Genomic DNA, 16,241 nt, shown 5'->3' on the forward strand with positions numbered 1-16,241 from the left:
ACCCCCGGGCGGCGGCTGGGGAGGTCCTGGCGGCGGTGGCGGCTGGGGCGGTCACGGTCACGGTTTCACCGACCCGCGTTAATCCCGCTTAACGCCCGCTTTATTCCGGGCTGAAACGATTGACGTTTCGCTTAATTAACGACAAAACGTTTCGCCCGCTTCTTAAAATATGTTTAAGCCCTGTTTTAATAAAAGAGGTTATAGAGAGCCGAGGAAAATCGGCCAAAAGCGCTGTTTTTTTATTTTGGCGAGTGATAACGTCTGCTTTTATTTACCGACGGGAAAAGGGCATGAAGAACCTTATCGCTGAATTACTGGTAAAACTGGCGGCAAAAGAAGAAGAGTCTAAAGAACTGGTGGCTCAGGTTGAGGCGCTGGAAATTATCGTAACGGCGATGCTGCGCAAGCTTGAGCCAGAACAACAACATGCTATCGCCGCAAGTATCGAACACGCGATGCATAATGCCGACGCCGACGCCAGTAATGAAGATGCGCTCTTGCTACGTAACTACCTGGACAAATTACTTAACCATCCGCGCGTCTGATTGTTAATAGCGGAGCAGTGCGATCGGCGCTGCAAATTTGCGCAAATCTCCACCGCTCTGTTTTTCTCGTGCCAGAATTAACGGATTCTTCATCAAGGGAGTCACACCATGAAATTGCATTTAGCGGCAGTCATAACGGCAGGCTTGCTGGTGAGCGGCGTCAGCCTGGCCCAGGCCGCCGAGAAAACCGCGCAGCAGCAAAAAATGACGCAGTGCAACCAGCACGCCAGCACGCAGAATCTGAAAGGCGACGCGCGTAAATCTTTTATGAGCGAGTGCCTGAAAAAAGAGAGTAAGCTTGCCGACATGACGCCGCAGCAGGTAAAAATGAAAAGCTGTAATAGCGAAGCAGGCGCTAAAAAGCTCAGCGGCGACGCGCGTAAAACCTTTATGAGCGGCTGCCTCAAAAAGTCCTGATCCTCACTTAATACGGCCGTGCGCGGCCGTACTCCACTCTCTTTAAAAGCCATTTCATCATCGTTTACCCTGTAGCGATTTATCCGCACGCGTTGATAAGCCGATCGCTGAGAAAAATATTAAATACTCTTTACTCCTCCCTGCGCTTCGCGCAGCAAGCGCGTTCATTACAGCAACATAAGGAACTGTTGTATGGTAGCCGTCATTATTATCGGTATATTTATTATTAGCGTTATCTACGCGCATTCTCGCGGCGTCGAAAAACAGAGGTTATCGCGTCAGCTTTTCGATCACTCCACCTTTATGGCGCCGATTAACATGTTTATGACGGGTTTTTCGACGCTGCCTGCCAAACAGCCCTATTTTCCGCCAGAGGATTTTCCTGAACTGCGTCAGCTAACGGAAAACTGGCAGGTGATTCGGGAAGAGGCGCTGCGCCTGCAGGATCATATTAAGGCGGCGCAAAGCAACAATGACGCCGGTTTTAATACGTTTTTTAAGCGAGGCTGGAAGCGTTTCTACCTCAAGTGGTATAGCGACGCCCATCCTTCAGCGCGCGAGCTGTGTCCGGTCACAACCGAGCTGGTAAGCCGTATACCTTCGGTCAAGGCGGCGATGTTCGCTGAATTGCCTGCCGGTAGCCATCTGGGGAAGCATCGCGACCCCTATGCAGGATCGGTGCGTTATCACCTTGGTTTGCAAACCCCTAACGACGATCGCTGCTTTATTGAAGTCGATCGCCAACGTCATAGCTGGCGCGACGGCGAGGCGGTTATCTTTGACGAAACCTATGTGCACTGGGCGCAAAATGAAAGCGAGCAAACGCGAATCATCTTGTTTTGCGATATTGAGCGGCCAATGAAATGGCGCTGGGCGCAAGCGGTCAATCGTGGCGTTGGCCGTTGGCTGATGGCAGCCGCCGCGTCGCCTAATGATGCAAATGACCGTACCGGTTTTATCAACCGTATATTCAAGTACGTCTATGCGATCCGTAACGCAGGGCAGCGGCTGAAGAAGCGTAACCGCACGCTTTATTACTGGGTGAAATATAGTCTGATTGCAGCGCTGTTTGCGCTAATTATTCTGCCGAGCCTTTTATTCTGAAATTTACACTTGCTTAAATTTTAAAAAGAGCGGATTAACAACAGGTTAACCGCTTTTTTTTATTTTCAGACGCTGCCTTTCGCTTTCCTTTGCCACACTTACTTTTTATAGGGGAATAACGGCGTCCGCCGAGGGCGCATTGATTAACAACGATAAAGAAGGAGCCGCGTGATGAATTATCAGCCCGTCATCGCTTTAAACGATCTGCCCGACCGCCAGCCCACCAAAACCAAAATAGCCGATACCGATATTCTGCTGGTGCGCGACGGAGAAAAGGTGCGCGCTTATCAGGCCACCTGTCCGCATGCGGGTGCACCGCTGGAGCAGGGCGCTATCTGCGGCGATAAGCTGGTCTGTCCCTGGCATAAAGCCGTGTTCGCGCTGGAGGATGGTCATATGTGCGAGCCGCTGGCGCTGGCCGATCTCAAACAGTTTCCGCTGCGCGTCGAGAACGGCATTGTGCAGGTCAACCCTAAAGCAATGTCATCTGCGACGCCCATCGGCAGCGGCGGCGACGCGCCGGTTTATGCGATACTCGGCGGCGGCGCGGCAGGCAGCGCGGCTATCTGGACGCTACGCCGGGAAGGCTTTAAGGGAAAGGTCGTGCTGGTGGAACGCGAGCCGGAGGCGCCCTACGACCGTACGGCGCTGACGAAATTCGTTCCCTCCGGCAAGATGGATATCAAGGATGTGCCGCGCATTCTGAAAGAGGATATTTTGCAACACGTCGATCGCCTCCAGGGCGAAGTGACGCGTCTCGACACGCGCGAGCAGCGTATCCACTTCGCTGATGGCGACTCGCTGTTTTACGACAAATTGCTGATCGCCTCAGGCGGCGCGCCGCAGCGTCCCGATTTAACGGGCCGCGATCTGGCGGGCGTACACCTGTTGCGTTCGCTGGCGCAGGCGGATGCGCTGCTAAAGGAGGTCGACCAGAGCCAGCAGCTGGTGATCGTCGGCAACAGCTTTATCGGCATGGAGATGGCGTCGGCGCTGCGCAATCGCGACGTCGAGGTCACGGTGGTGGCGCGGCATCCGCTTCCTTTCGCGCGCCAGTTCGGCGAGCAGATCGGCCGCTATTTCCGCGATCTGCACGGCAGCAACGGCGTGCATTTTGTTGATGGGGATCCGGCAGAGCTGGAGGGGGAGCAGCACGTTACCGCGCTGCGTCTGCAGGATGGCCGCCGCATCAAGGCGGACGTGGTGCTGCTGGCGACCGGCATTCAGCCCGCCACCGGGTTTATTCACGATCTGCCGCTGCGCGAAGATGGCAGCCTGCTCGCCGACAGCCAGCTGCGCGTTACGCAAAACGTCTGGGTGGCGGGAGATATCGCCAGCTATCTGACGCCCCAGGGGCCGCTGCGCGTCGAGCATTATCGCGTCGCCCATCAGCAGGGGCGCATCGCCGCCTTTAATATGCTGGATAAGCGTATGATGTACGACCGCGTGCCCTTTTTCTGGACCACGCACTTTGGCACACGCTACGAATATCTCGGTCATGCCGAAGAGTGGGACGAGTATCGCCTGATAGGCTCGCTGGAGGAGAAAAAGTTTATCGCGCTTTACGGCCAGCAGGGCAAGCTGGCGGCGGCGTTCTCCTGCGGCATGTATACGCTCACGGCGGCGCTAGTGCTGGAGATGCAGCAGCCGATGACCATAGCGCAGGCGCTGGCGACGGTGGCGAGCCGTCAGGGATAGCGCAAGCGGGCGGAGCGTGCGCTCCGCCCCATGCGTCACTTTTTGCTCAGCGCTTCAGACTTCGCCATACACTGCTGCATCGCCTCCATCACGGCGGCGCGAAAGCCTTTCTCTTCCAGCACTTTCACCGCTTCGATGGTGGTACCGCCGGGCGAGCAGACCATATCTTTCAGCTCTGCGGGATGTTTGCCGGTTTCCAGTACCATCTGCGCCGAGCCTTTCACCGCCTGGGCGGCGAACTGATAGGCCTGGGCGCGCGGCATGCCGCCGAGCACGGCGGCATCCGCCATCGCCTCGATGAACATAAAGACATAGGCGGGCGCAGAGCCGCTCACGCCGACCACCGAATGGATCAAATATTCGCTGACTACCGCCGCTTTGCCGAAGCTCTCGAATATCGTGACCACTTCGTCGATTTCCGGCTGCTCGACCAGCAAGTTAGGCGTTATCGAGGTCATCCCTTCGTTGACCAGCGCCGGCGTATTCGGCATGACGCGCACGATTTTACGATCGTGGCCAAGCACCGTCGCCAGCGAATCGAGCGTCACGCCCGCGGCGATAGAGACCACCAGCGCCTCTTTTTTCAGCTGGCTGGCCACATCTTTCAGCACCTTCAGGATGACGTTGGGTTTGACCGCGCCGAACAGAATATCGACTTCGCGTGCCAGCGCCTCGGCGCTCTCCGCGGCCTGAATGCCGTACTCGCGCGCCAGCGCCTCGTTGGCCTCCGCCTTGCGGTCAAATACCCAGATGTTCGAGGGCGCGACCTGGCCGCTTTTTACCAGTCCGCCGATAATGGCTTTGGCCATATTGCCGCCGCCGATAAACCCAATCTTCTTCTCCAGCATCGCCGTATCCTTAAGAAAGTTCGAAAATCTTAACGCGTTAGCTTACTTCAGCCAGGATTAATAACAAGTCAGCAAGGAGAACAGGGCATGGGCGACAATGAAAATCAAAGCCGGCACTATCCGATTAAAGAGAATATGCCGTGGCAACGTATCGAGTGGCGTATTCAGCACGCGGGTTTTGCGCTGCTGCTGCTGGTTGTCGTCGCTGGCGCGGCAGGGCTGTTTTCGAAAGGCTGGCTGAGCAACCAGCGCGTCGCCAGCACGGATAAGCGGCTGAGCGTCGATTACGAACGCTTCGGGCGACGGGAAAGCAACATGGATATGACGCTGCATCTGAGACAGCTGCGCGGCGAAGATTATCAGATCAGGCTGCGCGGCCCGCAGCTCGACGATATTCAGCTGCAGACCCTTCAGCCGCAGCCGGACGACGCCTGGAGCACCGGCGATAGCCTGGTGCTGCGCTGGCACCGCCGCGCCGATCAGCAGGAGGCCACTATCTGGATCGGCTCCCAGGCGCAGGATTTCGGCCGCTATCACCTTACCGTCACGCTCGACGACGCCTCCAGCGTAAGGTTCAGCCAGTTTATCTACCCTTAGGAGAGCCCTATGGAAACGGTTTTGCGCGCAGCCAGCATGTATCTGCTGTTGATGGTGGTGTTTAAAATCGCTGGACGGCGCACCCTCATGGAGATGACCTCTTTTGACCTGATTTTGCTGCTGATTATCAGCGAGGCGACCCAGCAGGCGCTGCTCGGCGATGACTTTTCCGTTACCGGCGCCGGGTTGACTATCGTCACGCTGATCGTGATTGATATTCTGTTCGGCGTGATGAAAACGCGCTTTCCCCGCATGGAGCGGCTGATTGACGGCTCTTCGCTGATTCTGGTGGAAGAGGGCAAACTGCTGCGCCAGCGGGCGAAGCGCGCCGGGATAGACGAAGAGGATATTCTGCAGAGCGCGCGCAGCTCGCAGGGGCTGGAACGGCTGGACCAAATAAAGTTTGCCATTCTGGAGAAGACCGGCAAGATCTCCATCATTCCCAAAGAGTAAGGAAAGAACATGGTTATCTGGGTTGATGCCGACGCCTGCCCTAACGTCATTAAAGAGGTGCTTTACCGCGCGGCGGATCGCACCAAAACGCAGGTGACCTTCGTCGCCAACCAGTCGCTGCGCGTGCCGCCGTCGCCCTGGCTGAAAACGCTGCGGGTGCCCGCCGGATTCGACGTCGCGGATAACGAGATTGTGAAGCGCGTAGAGCCCGGGGATCTGGTGATTACCGCAGATATTCCGCTGGCGGCCGAGGTGCTGGAGAAAGGGGGCGCGGCGCTTAACCCGCGCGGCGAGCGCTATTCGCCCGCCACCATTCGTGAAAAGCTGACCATGCGCGACTTTATGGACACGATGCGCGCCAGCGGCGTGCAAACAGGCGGCCCCGCGGCGATGAGTCCGCGGGACCGCCAGCAGTTCGCTAACGCGCTCGACAGCTGGCTGACGCAGCGCCAGCGCTGAAATCAGACAAAGCTGTCGTCGTCGTCGTTAAAGCCGTCGAAGCTGTCGTTGCCGAGATCGTTGAAGTCGTTATTGTCGGCGTAGTTGTTATCCCAGCCGTTGTTCTGGTCAAGGAAACCGCTGCCGCCGCTGTTGAAAGTGTCGAGGTTTTCATCGACCTGCGGAAGCGGCGTATCGGGTTCGTTGATAATATTAACGATCTCTTCCGGCTGCGAGTGGTGGAACAGGCTGGTCAGCATATCCGCCATTACCACGCCGCCTGCGACGCCCACTGCGGTTTGCAGCGCGCCGCCGAGAAAGCCGGTGCCGCGCGCCGGTGCGGCTGGCGCGTTGTTATATTGCGGCTGCTGCGGCGCGTTGTTCCACGCCTGCTGCTGTGGCTGCTGCTGCGCCGGCGCCTGCTGGCGCGAGCCGCCGCCGAACAGGCTCGACAGAAAACCGCCGCTGCTCTGCTGTTGAGGTTGCTGCTGCTGTTGCGCCAGGCGGTTCTCCAGCTCGGTAATGCGGTCGTTCATTTTCTTCATCGCGGCTTCCTGGATCAGGATCGCCTGCGCCATATAGTAAGGCGCGCCGGGCTGCTGCTGCAGATGCTCTTTAATCAGCTGTTCCGCCGCCGCGTCACGCGGTCCGGTCTGGCTCTCGGCCTGTTTCAGACGGCTGAACAGACCCTCAATCAATTGGTGTTCCTGGCTATACATAATGGCTCTCCTGTTGCGACTGAATAAGTATATGGGGGCGGAGCGCAGCAAAGTAAAATCCAGCAGGTAAGCAAATGTTGCCGCCGCTTGATTTGGCGCGATCTGCACGAAACGCGCATGGTTAACGCGTTAATATTTAATGATATTGGTGCGAAAGGCTGAAAAGGATGCGCAATTCTTGCTTCACGGGTGGAGGCTCTGGCGGTTTCCAGTTATGATGCGTCGCATTATCAAGCGATATGCCGCGATATACGGCCTGTAACGGCGGAGGAACTGCCCGATGTCTCTACCTATTTATCTGATCGGCGCGCGCGGCTGCGGCAAAACCACCGTGGGCGAAGCGCTATCGCGCGCGCTCGGCTACGCCTTTCGCGATACCGATCACCATCTGCAGCTCAGCACCCAGCGCAGCGTCGCGCAAATCGTGGCCGATGAAGGCTGGGAAGGCTTTCGCGCGCGGGAAACGGAGTCGCTGAAAGCGGTTACCGCGCCAGCCACGGTAATCGCTACCGGCGGCGGCATGGTGCTGGCGGAGCACAATCGCCGCTTTATGCGCGAACAGGGGCGCGTGATCTGGCTCAGCGCGCCGTCACATATTCTGGCGCAGCGGCTGGAGAGCCAGCCGGAAGCGGCGCAGCGCCCCACGCTGACCGGCCGTCCCATCGCCGAAGAGATGGGCGATATTCTGCGCGAGCGCGCGCATCTCTATCGCGACGCCGCCCACCATGAAGTCAACGCCATGCAGCCGCCAGAGCGCGTTATCGACGAGATCCTCCAGTCGCTGTCGCTGGCGCGCGCCAGCTAGTTTCCCCCGCTTTTTCTTCAGATTCTTCCCGCTTTCCCGTCTGGGTTGCGTAGCCTGGCTATACTGATCCTCAGACGGGAATCGTCTCGTCGTGTGGAATACGATTAGCCAGGAGGGATTGAATATGCCAACCAGACCGCCTTATCCACGCGAAGCTCGCGTTGTCGCCGTTGAGAAGGGACCGCAGGGCAGCACCGTCACTTCATGGGAGCTACGCGCCGATCATCCATCGCCCAATACCTTAATTAGCGAACATACGTCGGAAGCAGAAGCGCAGGACGCCAAAGTTCGCTATGAGGATGTGGAAAAAGAGTAGGGCAATCTCTCTGGCAGGGACGCCAGCCTGAATGCGCTTTTTTCGCTGAGTGCTGTTTGCTGTTATTAGCTGCCTGCGCGCAGCGAAGCTGTTATCCATTCTGCTATTTCTCGCAACTCCCTTATAAAATCATTTCTCTTTGCCGCCAGACCGGTTATTTCACTGCGCGCGATTTCCCCTGACAAAAATTGACGCTTGACCCTTATTCCTCCACGTTTTAGTTTTAACCATCGATACAGGAACTCGGTTCCATATAGTGAAACTCCCAATATGACCACGCTTGAAAACGCCGCCGCGGTGCTTAAGCTGTTTCAGCAAAAAGGCGTGACGCAGGGAAATCCCGGGCTGACGTTTACCGATGTCGTCGAGGCGCTGCGCCTGCCGAAAAGCACCGTATCGCGCCTGCTGGCCACCATGGAACGCCAGGGCATGCTGGAGCGCGACGCGGAGAGCCGCTGTTTTCATATTGGCCGCGTGCTGCTGTCGGTCGCCGGCCACTATCTCTCCGCGCCGCTGGTAGACAGCGCCGCGCCGGCGATGGCGCGGCTGGCGGATAAAACAGGCAGCATCGGCTATATCTCGCGCCTTGACGGGCGCGATCTGGTGGTGATGCGCATGTTTCACGGACGCCACTTCACCCAGCTGGTGACGCCGCCGGGGAGCCGCATGATCGCCGCCGCCACCTCGACCGGCCGCGTGCTGCTGGCGCAGCTTAGCGAAGAAGAGGTGCGCGAGCGCTACCGCGACGCCTGGCAGCCGCTGCCGCCCAATTCGCCGCAAACGCTGGAGGCGCTCTGCGCGCAGCTGGCGGCGATCCGCAGCCAGCGCTGGTCGCTGGCGCGTAATGAAACGCTGCCCGGCATCAGTTCGCTCTCCGTCGCGCTGCATAATAAATATCACGGCGATACGGTAGCGCTTTGCCTCTCATTTTTATCGCAGGAGAGTTCGCCGGGCTATCCGCCTGCGCTGCTCGATGAATTACGCATAACGGCCGGCAGCCTGGCCGAGAAATATGGCGCAACGCCACTCTGAATTTATTTTATCGGCGCAATACTTTCGCCACACCGGGAAAACGCCAGGCCTTCGGGCCTGTTTATTCAATCTCACGGACGAAATAAAAAAACGACGTAAGCGAGTCTGATTCAGGCTCGCGAAGCGTCATTTCATTTCTACCGGCATTCCTGACGGGGACAATATGGAGAAGGTTAATCCAGTTAAACAGGCTGGCGTGGCGATAGTATTAATCGCCCTGTCGGTAGCAGGCGCCATTATCGGCGTGCAGCTTATTACCACTATCGGCGTGACGCCGAATACTTCTATTATCGGCGCGCTATTCGCCATGCTGCTGGCGCGTATTCCCTTACAGGCGTTTCGCCGCTATCGTTCGATCGAAATTCAAAACCTCGCGCAAACGGCTATTTCCTCCGCCACTTTCGGCGCCGCCAACAGCTTATTAATGCCGATCGCGGTGCCCTGGGCGCTGGGCGAGCCGCAGCTGGTGCTGCCGATGTTCTGCGGCGTCAGCGCGGCGATGCTGCTGGACGCTTATCTGCTCTACCGTCTGTTCGATACCCGCGTCTTCCCCGCCAGCAACGCCTGGCCGCCGGGCGTGGCCGCCGCAGAGGCGATCAAAGCGGGCGACAAGGGCGGACGACAGGCCTGGCTGCTGGCGGCGGGCATCGTCGGCGGCATTCTCGGCTCAATGCTGAAGATCCCGATGTCCGCTTTCGGCACCGCCTTTATCGGCAATATCTGGGCGCTGGGCATGCTCGGGGTGGGCTTTCTGGTGCGCGCCTATGCGCAACCGGTTGCCGGCATCGATATCAACGCGCTCTTTCTGCCGCACGGCGTCATGGTCGGCGCGGGGCTGGTGGCGCTGATTCAGGTGGTGATGGTGATCCGCAGCCGCCGCCACGACGAGCAGAAGGTAAGCCGCGGCGGCAACGAAGTCAGGCGCGCGCTCGGTCTCGGCGGCGCAGGCTACCTGATTGTTTCGGCGCTGCTGGCGCTGGCGGGCGGTCTGTGGAGCGAAATGAGCCTGCCGATGCTGCTGCTGTTTGTGATTTACGCCGCATTCGCCGCCTTCGTGCATGAGCTGATCGTCGGCATCGCCGCAATGCACTCCGGCTGGTTCCCGGCCTTCGCAGTGGCGCTGATTACCCTGATCGTCGGCATCCTGCTCGGCTTTCCGCCGCTGGCGCTCTGCCTGCTGTGCGGCTTCACCGCAGCGACCGGACCCGCCTTCGCCGACATGGGCTACGATCTCAAAGCGGGCTTTATCCTGCGCGGCAACGGCGCGGATCTGCAGCAGGAGCTGTGGGGCCGCCGCATCCAGCTGATCGCGGCGATGATCGCGTTCCTGGTCTCTATTCCCGTCGTCTGGTACGCGCATAACCTGTTCTTTGCGGAAAACCTGCTGCCGCCGGTAGCGCGCGTCTACGCCAAAACCATCCAGGCGGGCGCGGAACCCGGCATCGCCGGCAGCCTGCTGATGTGGGCGATTCCCGGCGCCATTATTCAGCTGATTGGCGGCCCGAAACGCCAGCTCGGCGTGCTGCTTGCCACCGGCCTGCTGATCAACAACGCGATGGCCGGCTGGGCGGTAGTGGTAGGCATCGCGCTGCGCATCGTGATCCTTCGCATATGGGGCGAACGCGGCCGCTCGCCGATGGAGGTGATGGCGGCAGGCTTTATCGCCGGCGACGCGCTCTATAGCTTCTTTCACTCGCTGTTTGCCAGCGGCAAAAAATAATTAAGGGATGACATGAGTCTGCATCAGACGTTACAGGTATTTGAATTATTCGACAGCGCACGTATCGACGGACAGCAGGTGGTCGATCTTTTTGCCGCTTTCCCTGGCGTAAACGCCAGCTTCAAACGCGTCAGCGGCCCGAAAGGGCGCACCGATTTCATTCGCATCGATATTCCAGGGGCGCAGGGCAAAGCTGGCGGCGGCAGCGCGCCGACGCTCGGCATTATCGGCCGTCTGGGCGGCATCGGGGCGCGCCCGACGCGCATCGGCATGGTTTCCGACGCCGATGGCGCCGTTGCGGCGGTGAGCAGCGCGCTGAAGCTGGCCGTTATGCAGACCAAAGGCGACGTGCTGGCGGGCGATGTCATCGTCACCACCCATATCTGTCCCGATGCGCCGACGCGTCCGCACGAGCCGGTCGATTTTATGGATTCGCCTATCGACGACGTCACCATGAACGACAATGAGGTGGTGCAGGAGGTCGACGCTATCCTGTCGATCGACACCACCAAAGGCAACCGCATTATCAACCACAAAGGATTTGCGCTGTCGCCTACGGTAAAAGAGGGCTATATCCTGCGCGTATCGGACGATCTGCTGCGCATCATGGAGATGACCACCGGCCGTCCGGCGGTGACCTTTCCCATCACGACTCAGGATATTACCCCTTACGGCAACGGCATCTATCACCTCAACAGCATTCTGCAGCCCTCTACCGCCACCGATGTGCCGGTGGTCGGCGCAGCGATCACCGCCGAATCGGTGGTGCCGGGCTGCGGCACCGGCGCCAGCCACGAAGTAGATATCGCGGCGGCGGCGAAGTTTGCGGTGGAGGTGGCGAAAGAGTTCGGCCGCGAGACCTGCCATTTCTACGATGCGGACGAATATGCCCGCCTGCTGGCGCTCTATGGCAGCCTGAGCCATCTACGTAAACGAGACGAATAATGACGAAATCCCTGGTTACCCTGACCATCGGTCAGTCGCCGCGCAGCGATATCATGCCGCTCCTGACGGAGTTTTTACCCGGCGAGCAGACCGACCATGTCGGCCTGCTGGATGGACTGAGCGAAGCGGAGATCGCCGCGCGCTTCGCCCCTGACGCCCAGGACGGCGTGCTGGTGTCGCGCCTGCAGAATGGCGCGCAGGTGCGGCTGGCCACGGCGAAGGTAGAGCAGGGACTGCAGGCGAAAATCGCCGCGCTGGAAGAAGAAGGCTACGACACTATTCTGCTGCTCTGCACCGGCGAGTTCGGCGCGCTGACCGCGAAAAGCGCGCTGCTGCTGGAGCCGGACCGCATTATTCCGCCGCTGGTTGCCGCCATTGTGCAGGACCATCAGCTCGGCATCGTGGTGCCGGTCGAGGAGCAGATCCAGCAGCAGGCGAATAAGTGGCGCAATTTGAAGCATCGGCCCTGTTTCGCCGTCGCCAGCCCCTATATTCCCGATCGCGAGAAGCTTACCGACGCCGCGCTCCTCCTTCAGGAGCAGGGAGCGGACGTGGTGGTGCTGGACTGCGTCGGCTATAACCAGACACATCGCGACTTTTTGCAGAAGCTGCTCGGCATTCCGGTGCTTCTCTCCAACGTGCTGGTCGCCAAACTGGCCGCTGAACTTATCGTCTGATAACCGACGCGATCACAAAGCAGGAGGCGGCGCTGCAATTCGCGTGACAGATCAGCGAGTTCCGCTCTACACTGCCAGATACCTTAATGTGCTGTGAGGAAGTAATATGCTCAATGTAAGCGAGTATTTTGACGGAAAAGTGAAATCGATCGGTTTCGACAGTGCCAGCACTGGTCGCGCCAGCGTAGGCGTGATGGCGGAAGGCGAATACACCTTCGGCACGGCGCAGCCGGAAGAGATGACGGTAGTGAGCGGATCGCTGAAGGTGCTGCTGCCGGGCGAAACCGAGTGGCAATGGTTTGAAGCGGGTTCGGTGTTCAACGTGCCGGGCCATAGCGAGTTTCATCTGCAGGTGGGCGAGCCGAGCGCCTACCTCTGCCGCTATCTGAAAGAGTAAAAATGACCGCAAAGCGGCCCGCGATACTCTTTTCGCGGGCCGCTTTGCTACTTGGGATCGGTTACGCCGGTTGTAAGTTTGTCAGCCGTCTGCAGTGCGGTTTTTAGCGGATGATGGCGACCTGCTCCAGCCGCGTATCCTGCCACGGCGCGCTGCCCAGCTTCGACGCCAGCGGCGCCAGCACACGCAGATCCTCCAGCCACGCGTCGCGCGTCTCAACCGTCTTTTGTCCGTCACCCTCACTACGACAGGCTACCTGCAGATAGCGACCGCTGAAAGCGGGGTTGATGCTCTGCGCCTCGCCGCCTGCTTGCACGCTGCACTGCTGCCGCGTGCGGCGCACGTCCGATGATGGCGCGCGCTCTACTAAATCGGTGTCGACGGTAAACGTCTGTCCGGCCACCAGCGGGAAACGCAGCGTGGTTTTTAGCGCTTCCAGTCGACTGGGCTGCGAGGCAATCGACATCGCAAACTTCAGCTGGATCAGATTGCCCAGCGTCAGGCGCTGCACCTTCCAGATTCCGTAGTTTTCCAGCTTGCGCAGGTAGCCCTGCTCGTCAACGTCGATACGCACCGCTACCTTGCCCGAGGGGCTGTTTTCCACCCAGTTCAGCTGGCGAAAACGCGGCAGTGCCCAGGGCGCAATCAGCTGATGAACCTGCTGTTCCAGCTCTTTGTCCAGCGGCAGCGCCGCAAGCACCGAGGCCGGATTTTCGCTCAGATCGGGCAGCATGTTGCTCGCGTTGCGGCTGACCGCCTTGTGCGTCGCGGAGACAAAGCGGCCCAGCGCGCGGAAGCGTTGCAGATCGGCGGTGGCGCAAAGGCGGGTAAAGGTCTGCTTCATGAGCGGCGTCAGCGGGAAAGAGGCTTTACGATCTGCGATATCGCCGCTGTCCAGCGAGTCGGTCACGTAGCCTTTATCATCCACATCCATCATCGACACGGGTGCAAGCGCCTGCGTCTGACAGTTGAAGCGATAGTTTTCCACCTTGAACGCGTAAGGCGCGTCATAGGGCGGATCGAAATCTTTGGTCGCATAGTCGTAGCCGAGGCGCACCTGCAATTCGTCGCCGCTGCGCTTCAGGCTGGCGACATCCACCAGCGCGGTGGCGCCAAAGCGGTTGGTCGGTTCGATTTTTTCCCAGACTACCGCTTTCTCCGGCAGGCTGCAGATGCGCTTCAGCGTTTCAGGATCCTGATTGGGACCCGGCTGCGGCGGTGTGTAACGGCCAAATTCGCTGCCGTAAAAACGTGCGGTAGTCATGCCCCTGGCGTCGAGCAGATTGCGATAGAGCGCCTCGGCAGAGAGCGTTTTGCAGTCGTAAGCCTGCCAGACCTGCATCGCGCCGCCCGATTTTCCGGCCAGCGCCACCATGACATTAAGGCGGTCGTTGATACGCAACGCATTCAGGCGGGTAAAAGAGGCGTCGCCAAAGCTGGCGGAGGAGAAGAGCATTAACCCGGCGAGCAGCGCCGCACGGGTAGAGAAACGAGACATAGCGGGAATCCTTTGCCGAAAGAAGTGATTATCGGCAAAGGCGCGTCATCCTTGAACGGTCAGCGTTTTGCTTCCCCGCCCAGCGCTTCCACCAGATTGCTGGTGAGCGCGGCGAGTTCGCTGGTCATCAGGATAAAGTCGGCGTCGAAACGCTGAGCGAAATCTTCACGGTCGATATCGTCGTTCTGCTCGCGCAGCGTGTCGCTGAACTTCAGGCGCTTCACGGAGCCGTCGTCCGCCAGCACGAACTGAATGCGCTCCTGCCAGTCGAGCGCCAGTTTGGTCACCAGCTTGCCCGCTTCGATATGGTTGGCGATCTCGTCGCACACCAGATCCTGTTTTTTACAGCGGATCACGCCGCCATCTTCGAGGATCGCCTTCAGCTCCGCTTCGTCCATCAGGGCGAAACCGGCGGGCAGATCGCCAGAGCGAACCCATTCGGTCAGCGTCAGCTCGATCGGGCTTTCCAGCGTCAGCGGCACTACCGGCAGCGAGCCGAGGCTCTTACGCAGCAGCGCCAGCGTATCTTCAGCCTTTTTCGCGCTGGCGCAGTCGACCATGATCAGGTTGTTGACGGTATCGATCCAGATAAACGTCTGGCTGAGACGGCTGAAGGCGCGCGGCAGCAGGCTGTGCAGCACTTCATCTTTCAGCGAATCTTTTTCGGTTTTCTTCAGCTTGCGGCTCTGTTCCGCTTCCAGCTTGCTGATCTTCGCTTCCAGCGCCTGCTTCACCACCGGCGACGGCAGGATCTTCTCCTCTTTACGGGCGCAAATCACGATCTGGCCGTTGTTCACGTGGGTCAGCGCGTCGCTGCGGTTGCCCATTGGCGACACCCAGCCGGTTTTGCTCATATCCTGGCTGCCGCAGGGAGAGAAGGTGTAAGCCTCAAGCTGTTTTTCCATGTCGTCTGCAGAGAGCGGAATGTCCCGATTCAGACGATAAACCATCATATTTTTAAACCACAACATCATAATTCCTTACCGGGTCGCGCGATCTGGCGCACAAGTCGAGAGGTCAGCGCGCATGATAGCGAAACATCGAAACGGTTTCATTGCCTTTCCCCGACGCCGCTCCTAATGTATCTCCTACCCTGACGAATAATGAGGAATAATGCGTGCGTATAGGTATTGATTTGGGCGGCACCAAGGTCGAAGTGATCGCCCTGTCTGACGAGGGAAATGAGCTTTTTCGCCACCGCGTGGATACGCCGCGCGACGACTACGCCGCCACGGTGCAGGCGATTACGGATCTGGTGCGTCTCGCCGAAGCGAAAACCGGTCAGACCGGTAGCGTCGGCGTCGGCATTCCCGGCACGATTTCGCCTTACGCGCACCGCGTGAAAAACGCTAACTCCACCTGGCTTAACGGCCAGCCGCTGGATCGCGACCTGGCGCTGGCGCTGCAGCGCGAGGTGCGCATCGCCAACGACGCCAACTGCCTGGCGGTCTCAGAGGCGGTAGACGGCGCAGGCGCGGGCCAGCCGCTGGTGTTCGCGGTGATCATCGGCACCGGTTCGGGCGCGGGCGTGGCGATTAACGGCGAAGCGCGCATCGGCGGCAATGGCAATGCAGGCGAGTGGGGGCACAATCCGCTGCCGTGGATGGATGAAGAGGAGCTGCGCTACCGTGAGGAAGTGCCGTGCTACTGCGGCCAGAAAGGCTGCATCGAGACCTTTGTCTCCGGCACAGGCTTCGCCATCGACTACCGGCGGCTGAGCGGCCAGGCGCTGAAAGGCGCGGAGATCGTCAGGCTGATCGCGCAGCAGGATCCCGTCGCCGAGCAGGCGATGCAGCGCTATGAAACCCGGCTGGCGAAGTCGCTGGCGCAGGTGGTGAACCTGCTCGATCCCGATGCGATCGTGCTCGGCGGCGGCATGAGCAATAACGATCGTCTCTATCGGACGGTGCCGGCGTTGATGAAGCAGTGGGTTTTCGGCGGGGAGTGTGAAACGCCGGTGCTAAAAGCAAAACACGGCGATTCGAGCGGGGTGCGCGGCGCGGCCTGGCTCTGGCCGCTGGAAAAGTAGAGG

19 protein-coding genes are annotated in these 16,241 nt (G+C 59.2%); 15 read left to right on the forward strand and 4 right to left on the reverse strand.

The window, feature by feature from the left end; translation table 11 throughout:
• Nucleotides 1-290: 290 nt before the first annotated feature.
• The 4 genes from iraP to HA46_RS09500 all read left to right on the forward strand — a co-directional run bounded on the left by iraP (nt 291) and on the right by HA46_RS09500 (nt 3,764).
• The gene (iraP, locus tag HA46_RS09485) at nt 291-545 is read left to right on the forward strand and encodes an anti-adapter protein IraP (RefSeq protein WP_033788749.1); all 255 of its coding nucleotides are present in this window, start codon (nt 291-293) and stop codon (nt 543-545) included.
• Nucleotides 546-653: 108 nt separating this feature from the next.
• Entirely contained in the window at nt 654-962 is a 309-nt protein-coding gene (locus HA46_RS09490; protein ID WP_033788750.1) for a PsiF family protein, read from the forward strand.
• A gap of 192 nt (nt 963-1,154) precedes the next feature.
• A complete protein-coding gene (gene lpxO, locus HA46_RS09495; RefSeq protein WP_084883872.1) occupies nt 1,155-2,066 on the forward strand; it encodes a lipid A hydroxylase LpxO in 912 nt (303 codons plus the stop codon).
• A 171-nt stretch (nt 2,067-2,237) separates the two neighbouring features.
• A complete protein-coding gene (locus tag HA46_RS09500; protein ID WP_084883875.1) occupies nt 2,238-3,764 on the forward strand; it encodes an FAD-dependent oxidoreductase in 1,527 nt (508 codons plus the stop codon).
• A gap of 35 nt (nt 3,765-3,799) precedes the next feature.
• Here HA46_RS09500 and proC read toward each other — a convergent pair whose 3' ends face one another.
• A complete protein-coding gene (proC, locus tag HA46_RS09505) occupies nt 3,800-4,612 on the reverse strand; it encodes a pyrroline-5-carboxylate reductase (RefSeq protein ID WP_084883878.1) in 813 nt (270 codons plus the stop codon).
• A gap of 87 nt (nt 4,613-4,699) precedes the next feature.
• On the opposite strand from proC, the gene HA46_RS09510 reads away from it, so the two are divergent.
• Genes HA46_RS09510 through HA46_RS09520 form a run of 3 tightly spaced genes read left to right on the forward strand, consistent with a single transcriptional unit; the run spans nt 4,700 to nt 6,121 of the window.
• Complete coding sequence (locus HA46_RS09510; protein ID WP_084883881.1) at nt 4,700-5,209, forward strand: hypothetical protein; 510 nt, start codon at nt 4,700-4,702, stop codon at nt 5,207-5,209.
• Nucleotides 5,210-5,218: 9 nt separating this feature from the next.
• Nucleotides 5,219-5,662 (forward strand): DUF421 domain-containing protein, encoded by a 444-nt coding sequence (locus HA46_RS09515; protein ID WP_033788756.1) that lies wholly within the window; start codon nt 5,219-5,221, stop codon nt 5,660-5,662.
• A 9-nt stretch (nt 5,663-5,671) separates the two neighbouring features.
• Complete coding sequence (locus HA46_RS09520; RefSeq protein ID WP_033752765.1) at nt 5,672-6,121, forward strand: YaiI/YqxD family protein; 450 nt, start codon at nt 5,672-5,674, stop codon at nt 6,119-6,121.
• Between the two features lie 2 nt (nt 6,122-6,123).
• On the opposite strand, the gene HA46_RS09525 is transcribed toward HA46_RS09520, so the two are convergent.
• Nucleotides 6,124-6,819 carry a DUF2076 domain-containing protein gene (locus HA46_RS09525; RefSeq protein WP_033788757.1) on the reverse strand — a complete coding sequence of 232 codons (696 nt, stop codon included), beginning with the start codon at nt 6,817-6,819 and terminating at the stop codon, nt 6,124-6,126.
• A gap of 280 nt (nt 6,820-7,099) precedes the next feature.
• Between HA46_RS09525 and aroL the strand changes: the two genes are divergently transcribed.
• The 7 genes from aroL to ppnP all read left to right on the forward strand — a co-directional run bounded on the left by aroL (nt 7,100) and on the right by ppnP (nt 12,711).
• A complete protein-coding gene (gene aroL, locus HA46_RS09530) occupies nt 7,100-7,624 on the forward strand; it encodes a shikimate kinase AroL (RefSeq protein WP_033788758.1) in 525 nt (174 codons plus the stop codon).
• Between the two features lie 124 nt (nt 7,625-7,748).
• The gene (locus tag HA46_RS09535; protein ID WP_071997377.1) at nt 7,749-7,940 is read left to right on the forward strand and encodes a YaiA family protein; all 192 of its coding nucleotides are present in this window, start codon (nt 7,749-7,751) and stop codon (nt 7,938-7,940) included.
• A gap of 270 nt (nt 7,941-8,210) precedes the next feature.
• Complete coding sequence (locus HA46_RS09540) at nt 8,211-8,972, forward strand: IclR family transcriptional regulator (protein ID WP_084883884.1); 762 nt, start codon at nt 8,211-8,213, stop codon at nt 8,970-8,972.
• 163 nt (nt 8,973-9,135) lie between these two features.
• Nucleotides 9,136-10,692: an OPT/YSL family transporter gene (locus HA46_RS09545; protein ID WP_084883887.1), complete on the forward strand. Its 1,557-nt coding sequence runs from the start codon at nt 9,136-9,138 to the stop codon at nt 10,690-10,692.
• A 12-nt stretch (nt 10,693-10,704) separates the two neighbouring features.
• Nucleotides 10,705-11,637, forward strand: coding sequence for a DUF1177 domain-containing protein (locus HA46_RS09550; RefSeq protein ID WP_084883890.1), 933 nt, complete (start codon nt 10,705-10,707; stop codon nt 11,635-11,637).
• Nucleotides 11,637-12,314 carry an AroM family protein gene (locus HA46_RS09555; protein WP_084883893.1) on the forward strand — a complete coding sequence of 226 codons (678 nt, stop codon included), beginning with the start codon at nt 11,637-11,639 and terminating at the stop codon, nt 12,312-12,314. The genes HA46_RS09550 and HA46_RS09555 overlap by 1 nt, the downstream gene beginning before the upstream one ends.
• Nucleotides 12,315-12,420: 106 nt before the next feature.
• Entirely contained in the window at nt 12,421-12,711 is a 291-nt protein-coding gene (ppnP, locus tag HA46_RS09560; protein WP_033788767.1) for a pyrimidine/purine nucleoside phosphorylase, read from the forward strand.
• 103 nt (nt 12,712-12,814) lie between these two features.
• Here ppnP and HA46_RS09565 read toward each other — a convergent pair whose 3' ends face one another.
• Both HA46_RS09565 and rdgC read right to left on the reverse strand, forming a co-directional pair.
• A complete protein-coding gene (locus HA46_RS09565) occupies nt 12,815-14,209 on the reverse strand; it encodes a hypothetical protein (protein WP_084883896.1) in 1,395 nt (464 codons plus the stop codon).
• A 59-nt stretch (nt 14,210-14,268) separates the two neighbouring features.
• Nucleotides 14,269-15,180, reverse strand: coding sequence for a recombination-associated protein RdgC (gene rdgC, locus HA46_RS09570; RefSeq protein WP_033788768.1), 912 nt, complete (start codon nt 15,178-15,180; stop codon nt 14,269-14,271).
• A 146-nt stretch (nt 15,181-15,326) separates the two neighbouring features.
• On the opposite strand from rdgC, the gene mak reads away from it, so the two are divergent.
• Nucleotides 15,327-16,238, forward strand: coding sequence for a fructokinase (gene mak, locus HA46_RS09575; RefSeq protein WP_084883899.1), 912 nt, complete (start codon nt 15,327-15,329; stop codon nt 16,236-16,238).
• Nucleotides 16,239-16,241 lie beyond the last annotated feature (3 nt).

Origin of the sequence: Pantoea septica (genome assembly GCF_002095575.1) — a bacterium.
GTDB classification, from domain to species: domain Bacteria; phylum Pseudomonadota; class Gammaproteobacteria; order Enterobacterales; family Enterobacteriaceae; genus Pantoea; species Pantoea septica.

Excerpts from the sequence above, each read along its gene's own strand:
- lpxO (WP_084883872.1), top strand. The coding sequence starts at position 1,155 with ATGGTAGCCGTCATTATTATCGGTATATTTATTATTAGCGTTATCTAC.
- HA46_RS09520 (WP_033752765.1), top strand. The coding sequence starts at position 5,672 with ATGGTTATCTGGGTTGATGCCGACGCCTGCCCTAACGTCATTAAAGAG.
- aroL (WP_033788758.1), top strand. The coding sequence starts at position 7,100 with ATGTCTCTACCTATTTATCTGATCGGCGCGCGCGGCTGCGGCAAAACC.
- HA46_RS09490 (WP_033788750.1), top strand. The coding sequence starts at position 654 with ATGAAATTGCATTTAGCGGCAGTCATAACGGCAGGCTTGCTGGTGAGC.
- HA46_RS09540 (WP_084883884.1), top strand. The coding sequence starts at position 8,211 with ATGACCACGCTTGAAAACGCCGCCGCGGTGCTTAAGCTGTTTCAGCAA.
- HA46_RS09510 (WP_084883881.1), top strand. The coding sequence starts at position 4,700 with ATGGGCGACAATGAAAATCAAAGCCGGCACTATCCGATTAAAGAGAAT.
- HA46_RS09515 (WP_033788756.1), top strand. The coding sequence starts at position 5,219 with ATGGAAACGGTTTTGCGCGCAGCCAGCATGTATCTGCTGTTGATGGTG.
- HA46_RS09565 (WP_084883896.1), bottom strand. The coding sequence starts at position 14,209 with ATGTCTCGTTTCTCTACCCGTGCGGCGCTGCTCGCCGGGTTAATGCTC.
- HA46_RS09550 (WP_084883890.1), top strand. The coding sequence starts at position 10,705 with ATGAGTCTGCATCAGACGTTACAGGTATTTGAATTATTCGACAGCGCA.
- HA46_RS09535 (WP_071997377.1), top strand. The coding sequence starts at position 7,749 with ATGCCAACCAGACCGCCTTATCCACGCGAAGCTCGCGTTGTCGCCGTT.
- iraP (WP_033788749.1), top strand. The coding sequence starts at position 291 with ATGAAGAACCTTATCGCTGAATTACTGGTAAAACTGGCGGCAAAAGAA.
- HA46_RS09500 (WP_084883875.1), top strand. The coding sequence starts at position 2,238 with ATGAATTATCAGCCCGTCATCGCTTTAAACGATCTGCCCGACCGCCAG.
- ppnP (WP_033788767.1), top strand. The coding sequence starts at position 12,421 with ATGCTCAATGTAAGCGAGTATTTTGACGGAAAAGTGAAATCGATCGGT.
- HA46_RS09555 (WP_084883893.1), top strand. The coding sequence starts at position 11,637 with ATGACGAAATCCCTGGTTACCCTGACCATCGGTCAGTCGCCGCGCAGC.
- HA46_RS09525 (WP_033788757.1), bottom strand. The coding sequence starts at position 6,819 with ATGTATAGCCAGGAACACCAATTGATTGAGGGTCTGTTCAGCCGTCTG.
- HA46_RS09545 (WP_084883887.1), top strand. The coding sequence starts at position 9,136 with ATGGAGAAGGTTAATCCAGTTAAACAGGCTGGCGTGGCGATAGTATTA.
- rdgC (WP_033788768.1), bottom strand. The coding sequence starts at position 15,180 with ATGTTGTGGTTTAAAAATATGATGGTTTATCGTCTGAATCGGGACATT.
- proC (WP_084883878.1), bottom strand. The coding sequence starts at position 4,612 with ATGCTGGAGAAGAAGATTGGGTTTATCGGCGGCGGCAATATGGCCAAA.